This window comes from Kitasatospora sp. CM 4170 (assembly GCF_032110285.1).
Taxonomy (GTDB): Bacteria; Actinomycetota; Actinomycetes; order Streptomycetales; family Streptomycetaceae; genus Kitasatospora; species Kitasatospora aburaviensis.
In genome coordinates this window covers 8,146,229-8,164,095 of sequence record NZ_CP134877.1, presented here as the reverse complement: position 1 = coordinate 8,164,095, position 17,867 = coordinate 8,146,229, and the positions used below count along the sequence as shown (strand labels likewise).

Below are 17,867 nucleotides of genomic sequence, written 5' to 3'. Positions count from 1 at the left end.
TTTTGGGGATCACCGAGAGCGGGACGCCCACCGGCGGAGCACCCGGCACGGGCAGCGGCAGCGGCAGCGTCAACGGCAGCGGCGCGCGGGCGGAAGCGGTGGTCGGCGCGGCCGTCCGGGCGCGCCCGAGGGGCGGACCGGTCGGCGGTCCGGCCGCCCGGCCGGTGCGGTACCGGTCCCCCGCCCTGCCGGCGGACGTGCTCGACGGCTGGCGGGCGCTGGCGGCCGCCGATCCGGCCGGCTCGTGGTTCACCACGCCCGAGTGGGCGCTCTCCTGGTGGGAGACGCTCGGCGCGCAGCAGGGGACGGGCGAGGTCACCGTCTGGCGCGAGGCCGACGGCCGGGTCTGCGCCGTCGTCCCGCTGCTGCGCACCCGGCGCCGCCTCCACCCGCGCGCGCCGATGGCCGTCCCCTGCCTCACCGTGCTCGGCTCCGGCCCGGGCGCCGCCGACCACTGCGGCTTCAGCGCCGCGCCCGAGCGGCGCGCCGAGGTGGCCGACTGGCTGCGCCGGCGGGGTCGCCGGGCGACGCTGCTGCTCACCGACCTCGACCCGGAGCAGGCCGGCCTGCTGCCGCCCGGCGCGGTGGCGACCGGCCGCACCCCCTGCCCGCGCACCGACCTCACCGCTGGCCCGGACGCGCTCGGCTCCCGGCAGTTCCGCGCCGACCTGCGCCGCTACGGACGGAAGCTGGCCGCCGCGGGGATCACCTTCCGCTGGGTCGCCCCGGCGGTCGGGGACGGTGAACTCGCCGAGCGCACCGAGCTGTTGCACACGGTCCTGCGCCTGCACCGGCAGCGGCGGGCCGCACTCGGCCTGCCGACCACCTTCGACGCCGCCCGCGCGCCGCTGCACCTGCGGCTGATCGAGCGCGCCGCCGCCACCGGCCGCGGCGAGGGGCCGGCCTTCCTGGTCGCCGAGCGGGCCGGCGAGGCGGTCGGCGTGCTCTACGGGTTCCAGTGGCGCGACACCTTCGCCTACTACCAGATCGGCTGGGACCAGGCCTGGGCACCGCTGCGGCTCGGCACGGCGGTGATCGCCGAGGCCGTCCGGGCCGCCGCCGGTCAGGGCCTGGCCACCTTCGACTTCCTGCGCGGCACCGAGCCGTACAAGTACCGGTTCGACGCGGTGGACCGGGAGGACGTCTCCTGGCTGGTCCCGCACGGGCTCTCCGGCGCGCTGCTCGGCCTCAAGTACCGTGCCAAGGCGGCCCGCAGGAGCTGACGGCCGGCGCCGGGCGGGCGTCGGCCACCTCGGACAGGCGGTCGCCGCGGGCCCGGGGCGGTCACCACGCGACCCGGGCCGTCACCGCATGACCGGGGCCGTCGCCGCACGACCCGGACGGCTACCGCCGGGTCGCGGCCGTCACCGGCGGCGGCCCTTCAGCCAGCCGGCGAAGGCGTCCAGGGCGGGCTCCGGGTCACGGCGGCCGACGCCGATCCGGAACCGGTCGGTCGGGGTGGGGGTGAGCCCGGAGCGGAAGATGCTCGCGGGCAGCAGCAGCACGCCTGCCTCCTCGACCAGCCCGGTGCAGAACGCCTCCACGCCGTCGGCCCCGAGGTAGCGCGGGTAGGCGACGCAACCGCCGTCCGGGGCCTGCCAGTCGAAGAGCTCGGCGAACCCGGCGAAGAACTCGTCGAAGAGCGGCAGGTTGGCGGCGATGATCGCGCGGTTGCGCTCCAGGATCCGCTCGCGGTTGCCGAGCGCGATCCGGGCCAGGATCTCGCTGGGCGCGGAGTTGCAGATCGTGGTGTAGTGCTTGGCGCGTTCCAGCCGCGAACGCAACGCCCGGTCCCGGCAGGCGATCCAGCCGATCCGCAGGCCGGGCAGGCCGAGCGACTTGGAGGTGACGTTGAGCGAGAGCGCGCGCTCGGAGAGGTCGGCGGCGTTCGGCAGGGTGCGGGCCGGGTCGCGCTCCAGGCCGCGGTAGACCTCGTCGCTGAACAGGTGGATGCCGCGCTCGTCGCAGAGTTCGGCGAGGCGGGTGAAGTCGGCGGCGTCGATCACCGCGCCGGTGGGGTTGTTGGGGAAGTTGACCGAGACCACCCGGGTGTTCGGGCGCAGCGCGGCGGCCAGCTCGTCAAGGTCGAGCGCCCAGCCCCGGTCGGCGTCCAGGGCGACGCCGGTGACCTCGCAGAGCGAGAGCGGAATGGTCTCGGCGGACTGGTAGTTGGGGGTCACCACGACGGCGTGGTCGTCGGGGCCGAGCAGGACCTGCATGGCCAGGTTGAGCCCCTCCTGCGCCCCGCCGAAGCAGAGCACGTCGTCGGCCTCGACCTGCTCGTAGATGCCGGCGATGGCCCGGCGCAGGCCGGGGTCGCCGAAGGTCTCGGTGTAGCCGAGGGTGAGGGTGTCCCAGGCGTGCCGGTCCTCGGGGCCCGCGAGGTCGAGCAGCTCGGACATCGCCATGGTCTGTGCGTCCGAGGCGGTGAGGTGGTGGCGTGCGGTGAACTCCCAGCGGGAGAAGTAGGTTTCCAGCCGGAAGTCGGGGAGCTTGGTCATCGCGTCGTCCTGGGTTGTGCGGCGGGTCGGGGGGTCGGCCCGGGCTCTGGGGGGTCGAGGTCGCTGCGGGGGTCCGCGTGGGGCCCGGGCTCGGGCTCAGTGGGGTCGAGGTCGTCGCCGGGGTCGGCCTTGAGGTCGGCGAGCAGGGTGTAGACGGTGGAGCGGGACACCTTCAGCGCCGTGGCGACGGCGGGGACGGCGCGGCGCACCGCGAGCACCCCGGCCCGGTCGAGCCGGCGCAGCACGGCGATCCGGTCCTCGCGGGTGAGCCGCTCCGGTGGGCGGCCGTGCGCGCGGACGTAACCGCCGATGACGTCGTTCATCCGCTCCGTCCAGTCGCGCTCGAAGAGCGGTGCGGGGCGTGGCGCGGTCGGCGCGGCGAAGGCGGCCAGCAGTGCCGAGGCCTGTTCCAGCGGGCCGCGGTCGAGGTTGACGCAGAGCACCGCCGAGGGCGTGCCGTCGGCGTCGCGCAGCACGGCGCTGACCGAGGAGAGCCGCCGTCCGTCGGGCAGCAGCTTCGGGTAGGGCCCGTAGACGTCGGGCGCGGACGGGCCCAGCCGGTCCAGCTCGCCGAGCAGCGACGGGTCTCCCGGGGCGCGCGCCGTCATCGGGTTCCAGATGGCGAGCACCTCGTCCCGGACGGCGTCGTGCAGCACCACCTCGGCGTACGGCCCGAGCAGCAGCGCGACGGCCTGGCAGACGGGCGACCAGGCCTGGACGCGCGGGTCGGGGGTTTCCGGGGTCACACTTGGACTGTACGTCCAGTCTGGACGATTCGTCCAGCGCGTTCCGGGCCCGGAACGGCGACGGCCCCCTCCCCGTGCCCGGGGAGGGGGCGGTCGCGGTCGGCCCGGCCGCGGCGGATCACCCGGCCGTGGGCCGGTGACCGGGCGGTGCGCCGGTGACCGGGCGCGGTCCGGTCACCCGGACGCAGTCACCGCTCAGCTGCAGCTCAGCTGCGCGAGGCCGGAGGTGCAGGTGCGGGACGCCTTGTCGTTGGCCGGGACCGGGTCGGTGGGCGCGCTCGCGGTGCGGACGGCCGTCACGGTGAAGGTCCGACCGAGGTTGAACAGCCCGACGTGCAGCGAGAGGTGCCGGGTGGTGCTCGCGCCCGAGGCCAGCGGCGCGGCGAGCGTGCAGGTCAGCCGGCCGGAGGCGACGGTGCAGTCGGTGGAGGAGGCGATCATCCCCACCGGCAGGTCGGCGGTGACCGTGGCCGAGGCGGCCGCGTTCGGACCGTGGTTGGTCACCGTGAGGGTGTAGTCGACCCGCCCGGTGAGCAGCCCGCCGACGGGGGTGGCGCCGAGCGAGACGGCGAGGTCGGCGGTGGGCGCGACGTACGTGTACCGGTCCGCGGCGACGGGCGCGCTGGTGCCGCCGGGGGTGGTGACCCGGACGTCGACGGCGCCGGCCGCGGCGGCCGCGGGAGCGGTGGCGGTGCAGCTGGTCGCGGTGCAGGAGAAGGCGGTGGCGTTCCCGGCCGCGCCGAAGCTCACCGCGGTGGCACCGGCCAGGTCGGTGCCGGTGACGGTGACGGTCGTGCCACCGGCCTGCGGTCCGGAGGCCGGGCTGATCCCGGTCACCGCGGGCACCGGCAGCGGGAAGCCGAGCACGGTGACGGTCCCGCCGGTGAAGTCGGCGAGGTAGCCGCGCCGCCCGTCGTGGGTGAGCGCGAGCGTGTACGGGCTCGCGCCGACCGGGACGGTCGCCGAGACGGCGAGCGTCGCCGTGTCGATGACGCTGAGCGTGTCGTCGGCGTAGTTGGACGCGTAGGCGTGGCGTCCGTCCGGCGCGAGCGCGACGGCGAACGGGTTGGTGCCGACCGTCACGGTGCCGGTGACGGTGCGGGCGGCCGGGTCCAGGACGCTCACGGTGGAGTCGCCGCCGTTGCCGGTCCACAGCCGGGAGCCGTCGGAGCTGAGCGCCAGCCCGAAGACGCCGTGGCCGACGGGGATGTGCGCGCCCACCGTGCTGCTCGCGGTGTCGATCACCTCCACCGACTGGGCGCCCGAGGCGGCCACGTACACGTGCGCGCCGTCCGGGGCGACGGCCACGCCGTGCGGCTCCGCACCGACGGCGATGGTGGCGGTCACGGTGTTGGTCGCGGTGTCCAGCACGCTGACGGTGGCGTCGCCGGCGTTGGTCACGTACGCGTGGGCACCGTCGGGGGCGACGGCCACGCCGAAGGCCCCGGCACCCACCGGGACGGTCGCGGTGACGGTGTTGCTAGCGGTGTCCACCACGCTGACCGTGCCGTCGAGGTGGTGGGTCAGGTAGACGTGCCGGCCGTCCGGCGCCACGGCCACCGCGTACGAGCCGGTGCCCGCGGTGTAGGTGGCGGCCACGGCGTCGGTGGCGGTGTCCAGGACGGTCACGGCCCCGCTGCTCTGGCTGGCGACATAGGCCCGGGCGCCGTCCGGTGCCAGCGCCACGCCCGCCGGGTAGGCCGCGACGGCCACGGTGGCGGTGACGTTCGGCGGCGGCGCGGCCGCCGCGGCGGTGCCGGGCTGCGCCAGCAGCGCGGCCGTGGCCGCACCGGTGGCGACCACGGCCGTCCAGGCGCGGCGGGGTGAACGACGTATTCTCACGAGGGGTTTCTCCAGGCTCGTCGGGGGACGGGGCGGGTGTGCGGCACGGTGACCCGTGCGGCACGGTGGCGGCTCCGTGACCGACCGGAGCCGCACGAAGCGTAGAAGCAGGCTTGACTGACCGTCAGGACTTGATCGTTTTTGTTGCCAAGTGTTCAGACTCGGTCGCCACCTGACGCGGACGGGTGGGTCCGCCGTTCACCGCGCCACGGACGCGTCCAGGGCCTCCGACCGGGCCACCGGCCACCGGCCACCGGTGGCGGCCCGCCGCCGGTCGGGCGCAGCCTGGAGGGAGTCGGACGAGCCCCCGGGAGCGGCCATGGACGAGATCGACGTGCTGGTGGTGGGCGCGGGCCCGGTGGGGCTGACGGCCGCGGCCGAGCTGCGGCGCCACGGCGTCGACTGCCGGATCGTGGACCGGCTCGCCGCCCCGCAGCACTACGCCAAGGCGGTCGGCGTCCAGCCGCGCACGATGGAGGTCTGGGACACGATGGGCCTGGTCCGCGCGGCGCTCGACGAGGCCGTGCCGATGCGCGGCCAGCTCCTCTTCTCCGACGGGAAACCCGGCCCGCGGATCGACCTCGTCCTGCCGCCGGACGTGCCGTACTGCTTCGCCGCGCTCCCGCAGTACACGACGGAGCGCCTGCTCACCGAACACCTCGCGGGGTTCGGCACCCGCGTCGAGCGCGGCACCGAGCTGGTCTCGCTGGAGCAGGACGCGGACCACGTCCGGGCCGGGCTGCGCGGCCCGGACGGGCCGCGGGAGGTGCGGGCGCGCTACGCGGTCGGCTGCGACGGTGCCCACAGCCCGGTGCGGAAGGCCGCCGGGCTGGGCTTCGAGGGCGACGCCTTCCCCGAGCAGTACATGCTGGGCGACGTCGAGGTCGACTGGGACCTCCCGCCCGGGTACGGCATCCGGTCCACGCACCACGACGGCGAGGGTCGGGTCGACGACGTGCTGGTCTGCATCCCGCTCCCGGGGCGCGGCCGCTACCGGATGTCGATGACGGTGCCGGACGAGCTGGCCACCGACCCGGCCGACGGTGTGCAGCACGGACTGGAGGGCGGCCGGACCCCCGAGCTGCGACACATCCAGGCCGTGCTCGACCGGCTCTCCCCCCAGCCGGCCCAGGCCTCCTCGCTGCGCTGGTCGTCCACCTTCCGGATCAGTCACCGCCTGGCGGAGCGCTACCGGGCGGGCCGCCTCCTCCTGGCCGGCGACGCCGCGCACATCCACCCGCCGACCGGGGCCCAGGGCATGAACACCGGCATCCAGGACGCCTACAACCTCGCCTGGAAGCTGGCGCTCACCGTGCGGGGGCTGGGCTCGGACGGCCTGCTCGACAGCTACCACGCCGAGCGGCACCCGGTCGGCGAGGAGGTGGTCGGGCGGACCGTCCGGCACGCCAGGGCGGCGGGCGTCCCGGCCGATGCCGAGGACCTCGACACGGTGCTGCAGCGGGAGGCGCAGCTGCTGGTCGGGTACCCGGACGGCCCGCTGACCGAGCCGTCCCCGGAGGCCGCGGACGCCGCACCCGCCGGCCCCGCGCCGGGCGACCGGGCGCCGGACTGCCGGGGTCTGGAGGGCGAGCTGGCGACGTACCCGGTCCGCCTGTTCGACCTGCTGCGCAGCCCGCGGCACACCCTGCTGTTCCACGTCGACCCCGGCGCCCCCGACGACCAGGTCACCACCTGCGCGGTCGCCGCCCTCTCCGCGGCCCACGGGCAGCTCGACGTCTACGCGGTGCTCGCCCCCGGCGCACCGGCGCCGCAGTGGCGGCTGCCGTCCGTGCGCGACGCCGCGGCCGGGTTCGCCGCCGCGTACCGGCCCCGCCCCGGGGAGGCCTTCCTCGTCCGACCCGACGGGTACCTGGCCGGCCGCTTCGCCCCGCCGACCCCGGAACGCCTGGCCACCTGCCTGCGCCGCACGTTCGCCACCGGCTGACGACGGGCCGCGGGCGGGCCCGGGCGACGGTGGGGCGGGCCCGGGTGGGTCAGGCCCGCACCGGTGCGCTCCGGGCCCGGTGGCGGCGGACGGCGTCACGGTTGGCGCACCGCTGCGAGCAGTAGCGCCGGCGCCCGGTGCGGGAGGTGTCGGCGAAGATCACGGTGCACTCCTCCACGGCGCAGCGGCCGAGCCGGTCCATGCCGCGGCCGGCCAGGTGCAGCGCGGTGCCGACGGCGAAGAGCGAGAACAGCACGGCGCCGAGCGGCTGGTGCCCGTCGCGGTAGTGCAGGTGCCAGCCGCTCTCGGCGTGGTCGGTCAGCCGCGGGTGGGCGGAGGCCTCCGCGAGCATCCGGTTGAGCCGCTCGGCACGCTCGCTCCCCGGAGCGGCGTCCACCACGCGTTCCCAGGCGTCGACGGCGGACAAGGCCTGGTCGAGGTCCTCGGGCCCGACCGCGTGCTCCAGGGTCAGCCCGGCGGCGCGGCAGCGGTCCGCGAGCTCCTCGGCGCCGGTCGGGCGACGGTTGGCCAGCTCGGCGGCGAGGTTGACGGCGTCCGCGCCGTAAGGGTTGAGGTGCACAAGGGCATTACAGCACGCTGATCGGCATGACACAGCCCCCCGTCGTGGCGCAGAACCCCTCCACGGAAGCCGTAATGACGGATCGTCACCGCGGCCGCACTGCCCGGCCGGGATACCGGTGGACCGTGCTCGGCGTCGCCACGTTCGCCCAGGTCGCCTCCTGCTTCTTCGTCCAGGGCATCGGGGCGACGAGCGTGCAGCTCCGGCACGACCTCGACCTGAGCGCCGCTCAGCTGGGGCTGCTGCTCTCGGCGGCCCAGGCGGTACCGCTGGTCGGTCTGCTGGTGGCCGGCGAGCTGCTGGACCGCTACGGCGAGCGCTGGATCGTCGGCGCCGGGGCCTGCGTGGTCGCGGCCGGCCTGCTCGCGGGCAGCGCGGCGCCGGGCTACCCGGCCCTGTTGTTGGCCCTGGTGGTCGTCGGCGTCGGCTACAGCACGGCACAGCCCGGCGGCAGCAAGTCGGTGGCGGGCTGGTTCGACCCGTCCCGGCGGGGGCTCGCGATGGGCATCCGGCAGGCGGGTCTGCCGCTGGGCGGTGCCCTGGCCGCGGCCGTCCAGCCGGTGCTGGCCGAGGCGTTCGGCTGGCGGGCGACGCTGCTGTGCGGCGGGCTGGTCGCGCTCCTGGGGGCGGCGGTCTTCACCGGTCTCTACCGCCCGCCGCCCGGCCGGCCCGCGGCCGCGTCTCCGGCCGGTCGGCTCGTCGACGCACCGCCCGTCCGGCGGGCTCCGCCGGGTCGAGGGCTCCGCGAGCGGCTGCGGACGGTCCGCGAGCCCGCCATGGCGAGGATCATGCTCTCCGGGACCAGCCTGGTCGCGGTGCAGAGCGGCGTACTCGTGCTGACCGTGCTGCACCTCCACGACGCGGCCGGGCTCGGCCCCGGGGCGGCGGCGCTCGTCCTGGTGGCCGCGCAGGGTGCGGGCGTGGTCGGCCGTATCTCCCTCGCAGCCTGGAGCGACCGCCGCACCTGCGGGCGCTACGCCACCGTCATGGCCTGCATGGCGGCCGCGACCGCCGCATCCGCGGCGCTGGCCACCCCGCTCGGGGACTCGGCGGTCGCCGCGTGCCTGCTCCTCGTCGGTCTGGGGTTCTTCGGCCTCGGCTGGTACGGCCCCTGGGTCGCGTACGTGGCCGAGTCCGCGCCGCCGGAGCGGACCGGCTTCGCCCTGGGCGTGGCCATGGCCGTCAACCAGGTCGCCGTCATCTCCGCCCCGCCCCTGCTCGGCCTGCTGCGGGACGCCACGCACGGCTTCGCCCTCGCCTGGGGCCTGCTCGCCGCCTTCACCGCCGCGGCCCTGGCCGTCACGGCCCGCACCGAGCGCCGCCGCCCGACCGGCGCCTGAGCCCGGAGCCACCCCCCTCCCCCTCCAGAACCGGAGCCCCGTCATGCCCCGTCTCCTCCCGGAAGCCGGCCCCCAACGCGTCGTCGCCGCCTCCAACTTGGTCCAGACCATGGGCAGCGGCCTCTACCTGACCGCCGGCGTCCTCTACTTCACCGAGGCCGCGCACCTGCCGGCCGGCCAGGTCGGCCTCGGGCTCGGCATCGCCGGCCTGCTCGCCCTCGCGGTGGGCGTCGCCGCCGGTCGACTCGCCGACACCCGCGACGCCCGCGGCGTCTACACGGCCACCCTGGCCGTGCGGGCGCTCGCCACACTGGCCTTCCTCGCCGCCGACAGCTTCTGGCCGTTCGTCCTCGCGGTCTGCGCCGCCGCCGGTGCGCAGGCCGCCGGGCTCGCCGCGCGCGGACCGGTCATCCGGCGGTACGGCGGCGAGCGGCCCCAGGAATTCCGTGCCTACCTGCGGGCGGTCACCAACGTCGGCGTCTCCTTCGGCGCCCTGCTGGCCGGCTGGGCCGTCCAGACCGGCACCCCCGCCGCCTACCGGCTCCTGGTGCTCGGTACGGCGGCCGCCTTCGCCGCCTCCGCAGCGGTGATCCTCCTGCTCCCGCCGGTCACCCCCGGGCCCGGCGGCGGCGGCCCGCGGTGGATCGCCCTGCGCGACCGGCGCTACCTGCTGCTCACCGCCATCGACGGCGTCATGGCGATCCAGTTCAAGGTGCTCACGGTGGCCGTCCCGCTCTGGCTGGTCGCCGCCACGGCCGCCCCGCGCTGGCTGGTCGCCGGCTCGATGCTGGTCAACACCGCCCTGGTGGTCGGCTGCCAGGTCCGGGCCGGGCGGGGCATCACCTCCCCGGTGGCCGGTGCGCGGGCCTACCGCCGGGCGGGCGTGGCGTTCCAGCTCTCCTGCGCCCTGTTCTCGCTCTCCGCGGGCACCCCGGCGTGGGCCGCCGCGGCGCTGGTGCTGACCGCGGTGGTGATCCACACCGTCGGCGAACTCTGGCACGCCGCCGGCGGCTTCGAGATCTCCTTCGCGCTGGCTCCGGAGCACGCCACCGGCCAGTACCAGGGTGTGTTCGGCCTCGGTGCGGGCCTGGCCGAGGCGGTCGGGCCGGGCCTGCTGATCGCGCTCTGCCTCACCTGGGGCCGCCCGGGCTGGTACGTCGTCGGCGCGCTGCTGGCACTGACCGGCCTCGCCGCACCGCTCGCCGTCAGGCTGACGGGACGGCCCGGCGCCGCCGCGCCGCCCGGTCCGGCGGTGGTGGTTCCGACGGCCGCGAGGGTCCGGGCGTAGGGCCGGACGGGGCGCAGGCCGTGTCCGCGGACCGGCTCGGCCTCGTGACGGCGCGGCGGTTCACCCGGTCGGTTCACCCTGCCGGTCCGCACGGGGCAGCCCGCGAGGCCGGGGCCGCTGCGGCGCCGGGGCCGCAACGGCACCGGCGCCTCCGGGCGAGGACCGGGGCCATGTGCGTCCCGGCATCGTCGGCCCGGGGACAACCGGCAGGGGCAAGCACGGAACCCGCCCGGCCGCCACGGGGGTACGGCGGCCGGGCGGGAGACCCGGGGGGGCGGGCGCGGTAGGGGTGCCCCGGTCAGGCGCCCCGCAACGGTGCCCGGGGCAGCCGGCGCCCGGTCAGCAGGTGCCGGCCGCGCGCTCGCGCACGACGAGATCGGTGCGGCCGGCCGTGGCGTCCAGCCAGACCACCCGGGTGCCCCGGTCGGCCGCCGGGGCGTACTGGCCGCCCCGGTTGCAGGAGACCCGCTCGGGCGTACCGCCGGTGAGCGGCAGCTGCCAGAGCTTCGGCAGGTCGGCGTTCTTCGTGCTGCCGGTCACCCGGCCACCGGCGGTGCCGAAGGTGACCGCCCGGTCGGAGGCGGTGAGGGTGGTGATCCGGCGCGGCTCCGCGGCGCCGCCGGGCAGGATGTCGGTCACGCCGGACCCGTCCAGGGCGCCGGAGCGGATCGCGCTGCCCTTCGCCCGGTCGCCGGGCGTCTCCACCCAGAGCAGCCGGCCACCGGCGAGGCGGGTGCTGCCGACGGTGGTCCCGGGCGCGGCGGCGTTCGCGTCGTCCACCACGTACTGGGCGACGACCTTGCCGGCGGCGATCGAGTAGACGGTCGGCGCGCTCACCGTCCGCTCACCGACCTGCCAGCTCTCCGTCCAGGCCAGCAGGCCGTCCTTGAGCGAGAGGTCCGAGGCACGGTGACCGTCCGGCAGCGGGATCCGCACCGCCGGGGCGCCGTTGCGGGACAGTGCGGGCCCGCTCTGCCCGGCGGCGAAGTCGTTCGCCACGAAGGCCACGTCGCCCCCGGAGATCCGCACGTCACTGACGAACTGGTGAGGCGCGCGGTGGACGCTGCGCACCGCGCCGCCGTCGAGCGGCCGGGCCAGCACCTCCATGCCCCAGGTGCCGTCGGCGCCCACGCCCATGGCCACCCACGCGGCGGACGTGCCGTCGGTGGCGGGCCAGCCGTGCGAGCGGCCGTCCTCCGGGCTGAGCCGGACGGGCTCGGCCGAACCGCTGACGGCTCCCGCGTGCACGGCCATGCTGCCCGTGGCGCCCTTCCCCGCGGTGGCCGCGACCCAGCGGCCGGCGGCGACGTCGGGCGCGACGCTCTCGGTCGAGAGCTCGCGCAGCAGCGGGCGGCTGTCCACGCCGATCCGCCGCTGCCAGCCGTCCTTGATCCCGTGCGCGTCGAACGCGCCGGCCACGGTGTGGAGCTGGGCGCGGCTGAGGCCGAGCGTGCGGCCGGCGGCGAGCACCGCGTTGCGGGCGTCGACGAAGTCGTCCAGCGGGGTGAGGTACTCGGCGAGCGCGCGGTAGACCAGGCGGTCGGCGAGGAGCGGGTCGAGGGAGCGCCGGATGTCCCACAACGCGCCCGAGAAGATGGTGGAGTTGAGGTGCACGCCGCCGCTGTCGACACCGGCCGGCGCACCGACGTAGTCGGCGACGGTGGTGCGGCGGTCGTCCATCCGCCGGTCGGCGCAGGCCTCCGGGGTGCCGGTGCGGCAGAGGTCCTCGCCGAGCAGCGCGGCCCTCGGGTCGGTCATCGGGATGCCGCGGCTGGTCACCTCGATCGCGTTGCCGAAGTAGTCCGCGACGGCCTCGTCGAGCGCGCCGGACTGGCCGAGGTTGACGAGCCCCGCCGTGTGCCCGACGACCCCGTGGGTCATCTCGTGTCCGGCGACGTCACGCGCGACCGAGAACGGGTGGCGCTTCTCGCTGCCACCGCTGTAGATCATCTTCTGGCCGTCCCAGTAGGCGTTCTCCAGCGGCTCGCCGGAGCTGGTGACGTTGACGACGGAGGTGATCGGTCCGGCCTTGCCGTCGATCCCGTCGCGGCCCAGGCGGTCGCGGTAGAAGTCGTACACGGCGGCGGCGTTGAGGTGGGCGTCGGTGGCGCCGCTGGTGCCGGTGGACGCCGGGAAGTCGGGGCTCGCCGAGGCGGCGGGGCGGGCGTCGGCGGGCAGGGCGCGGCTGAAGTCCATGACGTCCCGCCCGGCCGCGTCGTAGGTGGTGATGGCGGCGGGCCGGGTCAGGTCGACGAGCTGGTAGGTGCCGTCCGGGAGGCGGCCGATGTTCACCTGGGCGGGGCGGCCGAGGGCGTCCGGGGCGGTGCCGGTGGCGGGTTCGGCGCCGGCGGCCCCGGCGGAGGGTGCGGCCGCCTTGGCCGAGGGCGCGACGGACTTGGCGGAGGAGTCGCCGAGCAGGTACGGCGCGCGGACCTCGTAGCTGAGGGCCACCTCGCCGACGGTGGCGTCCACGAACACCTCGCGCGCCTTGGCCGCCCAGATCGCCGGGTCGGTACCGCGCACGGTGAAGTGGCGGGCGAGCCGGCCGGCGCCACCGGGCAGCACCACCAGGCCGTGGTCCTCGGCGGCGGCTCCCACGCGCGCCGCCGGATCCTGGCTCGCGTCGACCGCGAGCCGGCGCAGTACGTCGTCCGGCACGGTCTGCGCGGTCGGGACGGTGAGGCCGGTGAAGAACTTGCCGCCGACCGACTCGACCCGCTGTCCGGCGCCCTCGCCGACCAGGTGGACCAGGTACCTGGCCCCGAAGACCGGTACACCGCCGTGCTGCTGGTCGAACTTGACGGTGCGCCGGCCGTCGGCGGCGCGCTCCGTACCGGCCTCGGCGAGCTGCGCGGGGTCGACCCGGTAGCGGTCCTGATGGGCGGCCAGGTGGGCACGGGCCGCGTCGGCCGGGTTGTCGCCGGGGGCCGCGTCGGCCAGGCCGGTGACCAGCTGCGGAGCGGTGGTCTCCGACCCGGCGACCAGCCCCGGCACCGGGTCGGCGTCGGCCGACGGCGCCCCGGCCGGTCCGGTGGCGGGCCCGGCCGCGGGCCCGGCGAACGCCGGTGGCACGCCCACACCGAGGCCGAGCACCACGGCGATCGCGACACCGAGCAGCTTGGGTCCGGGCATGCGGGAACGGTGATGCACTGCGGTCCTCCCAGGGAATCTGACGGTCCGGCGACCTGCCGGACCACACGTGCACGGTGGACGCCCACCCCCACGGCTCGTCCGTTCTCCGGAGCCGGCGGTCCGCCATGCGCATCAACATAGGCCATCGATCTGGATATGTCGATCGACTGCATATGCAGTCGATCGGCGCCCCGTCCTCACCTCCCGAGGAAGGCCCCACGGCCGATCACCGGGCCCGTCCCGGCACGTTCCGACGAGTTCCAGGCAAGCCGGCGGCCTCCGCAACCGTCCGGCTGCGGCGCATCGTCCTCCTGAACACGGGGGCGGGGGACGAGGCCTACGGACCTCAGGAGACACGATGGCTCTCAGCAGGACGATCCGGCGCACGGTGGCCGCGGCTGCGGCCGCATCGGCGCTGGTGGTGGGGACGGCGCTACCGGCGGCGGCCGGCGGCGCCGGTCACGGCGCGACGAGGACGGCGATGGGGGCGGCGCTCCGGGCCGAGGACCTGCCTGGCGTGATCGCCACGGCCCGCACAGGGCAAGGGACTTGGTCCGCAGCCGTCGGCGTGGCCGACACCTCGACGGCGCAGCCGCGCTCACCGAGGGAGCGGTACCGGATCGGGAGCGTGACGAAGACCTTCGTCGCCACCGTGCTGCTCCAACTCCAGGCCGAGCGGCGGCTCGACCTCGACGACACCGTGGAGAAGTGGCTGCCGGGCGTCGTCGGCGGCAACGGGAACGACGGGTCGAGGATCACCGTTCGGCAGCTGCTCGCCCACACCAGCGGCCTGTTCAGCTACGACGAGGACCCGGGGCTGGCCGAGCTGCTGTTCACCCCGGCCTTCCTCGCGCACCGCTACGACACCTACCGCCCGGAGGAGTTGGTGCGGATCGCGATGTCACACCCGCCGCAGTTCCCCCCGGGGGCGCAGCGCCAGTACTCCAACACCAACTTCGTCCTCGCCGGAATGCTCATCGCCCGGGTGACCGGGCACCCCTACGGCGAGGAGATCGAACGCAGGATCATCCGGCCGCTCGGACTCTCCGCCACCAGCCTGCCCGGCACCGCCGCCGGCCTGCCCCGACCGCACGCCCGCGGCTACTCCACGCTCGCCGGCGGTACGACCCCGCCGGTGGACACCACCGAACTGAACCCCTCCTGGGGCGGCGCGGCCGGGGAGATCATCTCCACCGGCGACGACCTCACCCGCTTCCTCTCCGCACTGATGCGTGGACGGCTCCTCCCGAAGGCCGCCCTGGACGAAATGCTCGGCGGCGGCGCCGACGCCAAGCGCGGGCTGGGCATCGGCGGCGCGACGCTCTCCTGCGGCGTCACCGTCTGGGGCCACGAGGGCGGCATCCACGGCTCCTCCACCCTCGCCCTGACCACCCGGGACGGCGGCCACGCAGTGGCGTTCAACGTCAATGCCGACTGGTTCACCGGCGAGCTCGGACTCGCCGAGGCCGAGTTCTGCAGCTGACCGGATGACGGAAGAGGCAGCCCGGCCGAGCAGCGCTCCTCGGCCGGGCCACCACCGGCTCCGGCCAGGCCGGGCCAGGCCAGGCCAGGCCACCCCAGCCTTCAAGAAATCAACACAATCAGGCTTAAGGGCCACTTACGGTTTCAGACATTGACGTGTCCGGGCCCGGGCGGGAGGGTGACGGCTGGGCGGTGCAGTCCGCGCCGCCAACCCACCCCCACGCCCCCGGAGCCCTCGTGATCACTCGTCGGACCATGCTCGGCGCCTCCGTCGCGGCCCTGACCGCGCCCACACTCTTCGCCCTCTCGCAGACCGCGGACGGCAGCACCACGCCGCAACGGCTCGACGTCGACCTGGCCAACACCGTGTCGTCCCAGCCGGTTTACGCCTACGTCCTGGGCCTCGACCCGGCGCAGGGCAACAGCTGGGCCTTCCTTCGCTCCGACGGCAGCACGCTCTACCACCCGTCCTCCCCCGCCTCGCCGGGTGCGCCGCTCGGTGCGGACTGTGCCATCGCGCTGGGCACTGCCGGCGGCGCCCCGCGGCGGATCCACCTGCCCTACCTCTCCAGCGGGCGGATCTACTTCTCCGTCGGCCGCGAGCTGGTCTTCCGGATCAACCCGGGCCCGGGCATCGCGTTGCCCTCGGTGAGCAACCCGAGCGACCCCAACATCGGTACGTCCTACGGATTCTGCGAATTCACCTACGGGCCGGACCAGTTGTACGCCAACATCAGCTACGTCGACTTCGCCGCCGTCCCGATCGCGTTCGACCTGACCACCGGCGACGGGCGGCAGAGCGTCAGCGGCCTGCCCGCCGGCGGCCTGGAGTCCGCCGCCACCGCACTGCGTACGCAGGCCGCCGTCGACGGCGGCGACTGGGCCCGGCTGATCGTCCCGGACTCCGCCGGCCGAACGCTGCGCATCCTCAGCCCCAACACGGCGATCAGCGCCAATCCGTCGCTGTTCAACGGCTATCTGGACAGCTACCTCACCGCCGTGTGGCAGAAGTACCGGAACACCGACCTGGTGATCGACACCCAGGCGGGCTGGGGAACCGTCACCGGCCGGGTCGGCAACGGCGTGCTCACCTTCCCCGGCGTCGGCGGCTTCGCCCAGCCCTCCACCGCCGCCGTCTTCAACTGCAGCTCGGCGCCGTTCACCACCGGCAACGACCTGATGGGCAACCTGAGCGCGCGGCTCGCCGCCGCCCTCAACCGCACCACCCTGCTGGACAATCCGCACCAGCCGAACGGCGAGAACCCGGCCGCCTTCTACACCGCAGCACGCACCAACCACTACGCCCGCATCCTGCACGCGGCCAACCCCGACCACCTCGGCTACGCGTTCCCCTACGACGACGTCCACCCGGCCGGCGTGGACTTCGAGGGCAGGGTGCAGTCGGCAAGCCCGCGCCTGTTCTCCGTCACGGTCGGCGGCGGCCACGGCCCGGCCGACCCCACGCCGTCGCCACAACCCGGGGGTGGGACGAGCGCGTTCGGCACCATCCAGGCCGAGTCCTACAGCTCACAGTCGGGCACCGCAGTGGAGAACTGCGGCGACACCGGCGGCGGCCGGGACGTCGGCTGGATCTCGAACGGCGACTGGCTCGGCTACGCCGGCGTGGACTTCGGCAGTTCCGGCGCGACGCGGCTCCAGGCCCGGGTGGCCTCCGGCTCCGCGCCCGGGGTCAGTGGACTGGTCCAGGTGCGGCTGGACAGCCCGACCGCCGCACCGGTCGGCAGCTTCACCGTCGCCAACACCGGCGGCTGGCAGAGCTGGCGGACGGTGCCCACCGACATCGCCCGGACCACCGGCACGCACACCGTGTACCTCACCTTCGCCAGCGGCCAGAGCGCCGACTTCGTCAACCTCAACTGGTTCACGTTCGACTAGGGCGCGACCCGCGTCCCGCCCGGAGATCCTCTTCACGCGGACTTCGCGCCGCCGGTACCAGGGGCCACTGGTGGCCCGGGGGCAACTCTGACACCATCTCAGCGAGGTGAAGGGACAGTGTGCCAACCGTTCACCTCGGCCACACCAGCGTGGCTGTAGAGCGTCGAGAAGATTTGAGGCCCGCCTTGAAGACCGTACGGAACCGCATACCTCACCTGGTGACGGTCGTGCTCATGCTCCTGGGCATGATGACCGCCGCCGCGCAAGCACAGGCGGCCCCGCAGCGACTCACCGGTAGCGCGACCATCTGCTCCAACTCCCCCATCCCCACGGGGTGGGTCGTCACGAGCTCGTACAGCAGCAGCGGCTGTCCCGGCACCGGCGTCGCGTACACCATTGCCGATGTGACCAACCAGACCCATGCCACCGTCTGCTCGATGTCCCCCATCCCCGCAGGGTGGGTCATCACCAGCTCCTACAGCAGCGGCGGCTGCGCCGGCACCGGCGTCGCCTACACCCTCGCCAACACCGCCAACCAGACCCATGCCACCGTCTGCTCCATGTCCCCCATCCCCGCAGGGTGGGTCATCACCAGCTCCTACAGCAGCGGCGGCTGCGCCGGCACCGGCGTCGCCTACACCCTCGCCAACACCGCCAACCAGACCCGCGCCACCGTCTGCTCCATGTCCCCCATCCCCGCAGGGTGGGTCATCACCAGCTCCTACAGCAGCGGCGGCTGCGCCGGCACCGGCGTCGCCTACACCCTCGCCAACACCGCCAACCAGACCTACGCCACCGTCTGCTCGATGTCGCCGATCCCGGCAGGGTGGGTCGTCACGAGCTCCTACAGCAGCGGCGGCTGCGCCGGCACCGGGGTCGCCTACACCCTCGCCAAGATCACCACCCAGACCTACGCCACCGTCTGCTCCTTCTCGCCCATCCCGGCCGGGTGGGTCGTCACCGGCTCACAGAGCACCGGCAGCTGCGCCGGCAGCGGCGTCGCGTACAACATCCGGAAGGCCTGACCACCAGGCTCAGCCCAGGGCAGCGACCAGTAGGTCACCGGAGATCGGCCGCCCTCGTGGTTCACGAGGGCGGCCGTTTGCCGCACCTGC

12 protein-coding genes are annotated in these 17,867 nt (G+C 75.2%); 7 read left to right on the top strand and 5 right to left on the bottom strand.

The window, feature by feature from the left end; genetic code table 11:
- Positions 1-2: 2 nt before the first annotated feature.
- Positions 3-1,223 carry a GNAT family N-acetyltransferase gene (locus RMN57_RS33975; protein WP_313767131.1) on the top strand — a complete coding sequence of 407 codons (1,221 nt, stop codon included), beginning with the start codon at positions 3-5 and terminating at the stop codon, positions 1,221-1,223.
- A gap of 141 nt (positions 1,224-1,364) precedes the next feature.
- On the opposite strand, the gene RMN57_RS33970 is transcribed toward RMN57_RS33975, so the two are convergent.
- From RMN57_RS33970 to RMN57_RS33960, 3 genes are all read right to left on the bottom strand, one after another.
- Positions 1,365-2,501, bottom strand: coding sequence for an aminotransferase class I/II-fold pyridoxal phosphate-dependent enzyme (locus tag RMN57_RS33970; protein WP_313767130.1), 1,137 nt, complete (start codon positions 2,499-2,501; stop codon positions 1,365-1,367).
- Positions 2,498-3,247, bottom strand: a complete 750-nt coding sequence (locus RMN57_RS33965; protein ID WP_313767129.1) for a PAS domain-containing protein — start codon at positions 3,245-3,247, stop codon at positions 2,498-2,500. Before RMN57_RS33965 ends, RMN57_RS33970 begins: the two co-directional genes overlap by 4 nt.
- 195 nt (positions 3,248-3,442) lie before the next feature.
- Entirely contained in the window at positions 3,443-5,089 is a 1,647-nt protein-coding gene (locus tag RMN57_RS33960) for a cytochrome D1 domain-containing protein (protein WP_313767128.1), read from the bottom strand.
- A gap of 319 nt (positions 5,090-5,408) precedes the next feature.
- Here RMN57_RS33960 and RMN57_RS33955 point away from each other — a divergent pair, with 319 nt between their 5' ends.
- Positions 5,409-7,034, top strand: a complete 1,626-nt coding sequence (locus RMN57_RS33955; protein ID WP_313767127.1) for an FAD-dependent monooxygenase — start codon at positions 5,409-5,411, stop codon at positions 7,032-7,034.
- Between the two features lie 49 nt (positions 7,035-7,083).
- Here the strand turns inward: RMN57_RS33955 and RMN57_RS33950 are convergent, their stop codons facing one another.
- Complete coding sequence (locus RMN57_RS33950; protein WP_313767126.1) at positions 7,084-7,614, bottom strand: CGNR zinc finger domain-containing protein; 531 nt, start codon at positions 7,612-7,614, stop codon at positions 7,084-7,086.
- A gap of 26 nt (positions 7,615-7,640) precedes the next feature.
- Between RMN57_RS33950 and RMN57_RS33945 the strand changes: the two genes are divergently transcribed.
- Both RMN57_RS33945 and RMN57_RS33940 read left to right on the top strand, forming a co-directional pair.
- A complete protein-coding gene (locus RMN57_RS33945) occupies positions 7,641-8,954 on the top strand; it encodes an MFS transporter (protein WP_313767125.1) in 1,314 nt (437 codons plus the stop codon).
- A gap of 43 nt (positions 8,955-8,997) precedes the next feature.
- Positions 8,998-10,242, top strand: a complete 1,245-nt coding sequence (locus RMN57_RS33940) for an MFS transporter (RefSeq protein WP_313767124.1) — start codon at positions 8,998-9,000, stop codon at positions 10,240-10,242.
- A 339-nt stretch (positions 10,243-10,581) separates the two neighbouring features.
- Here RMN57_RS33940 and RMN57_RS33935 read toward each other — a convergent pair whose 3' ends face one another.
- On the bottom strand, positions 10,582-13,374 hold the full coding sequence (locus RMN57_RS33935; RefSeq protein ID WP_313767123.1) for a M4 family metallopeptidase: 2,793 nt from the start codon (positions 13,372-13,374) through the stop codon (positions 10,582-10,584).
- A gap of 358 nt (positions 13,375-13,732) precedes the next feature.
- Between RMN57_RS33935 and RMN57_RS33930 the strand changes: the two genes are divergently transcribed.
- The 3 genes from RMN57_RS33930 (at position 13,733) to RMN57_RS33920 (ending at position 17,777) form a co-directional block, all read left to right on the top strand.
- Positions 13,733-14,857, top strand: coding sequence for a serine hydrolase domain-containing protein (locus tag RMN57_RS33930; RefSeq protein ID WP_313767122.1), 1,125 nt, complete (start codon positions 13,733-13,735; stop codon positions 14,855-14,857).
- Positions 14,858-15,093: 236 nt separating this feature from the next.
- A complete protein-coding gene (locus RMN57_RS33925; protein WP_313767121.1) occupies positions 15,094-16,752 on the top strand; it encodes a beta-1,3-glucanase family protein in 1,659 nt (552 codons plus the stop codon).
- A 218-nt stretch (positions 16,753-16,970) separates the two neighbouring features.
- Positions 16,971-17,777 (top strand): hypothetical protein, encoded by an 807-nt coding sequence (locus RMN57_RS33920; protein ID WP_313767120.1) that lies wholly within the window; start codon positions 16,971-16,973, stop codon positions 17,775-17,777.
- The last annotated feature ends 90 nt before the right edge of the window (positions 17,778-17,867 follow it).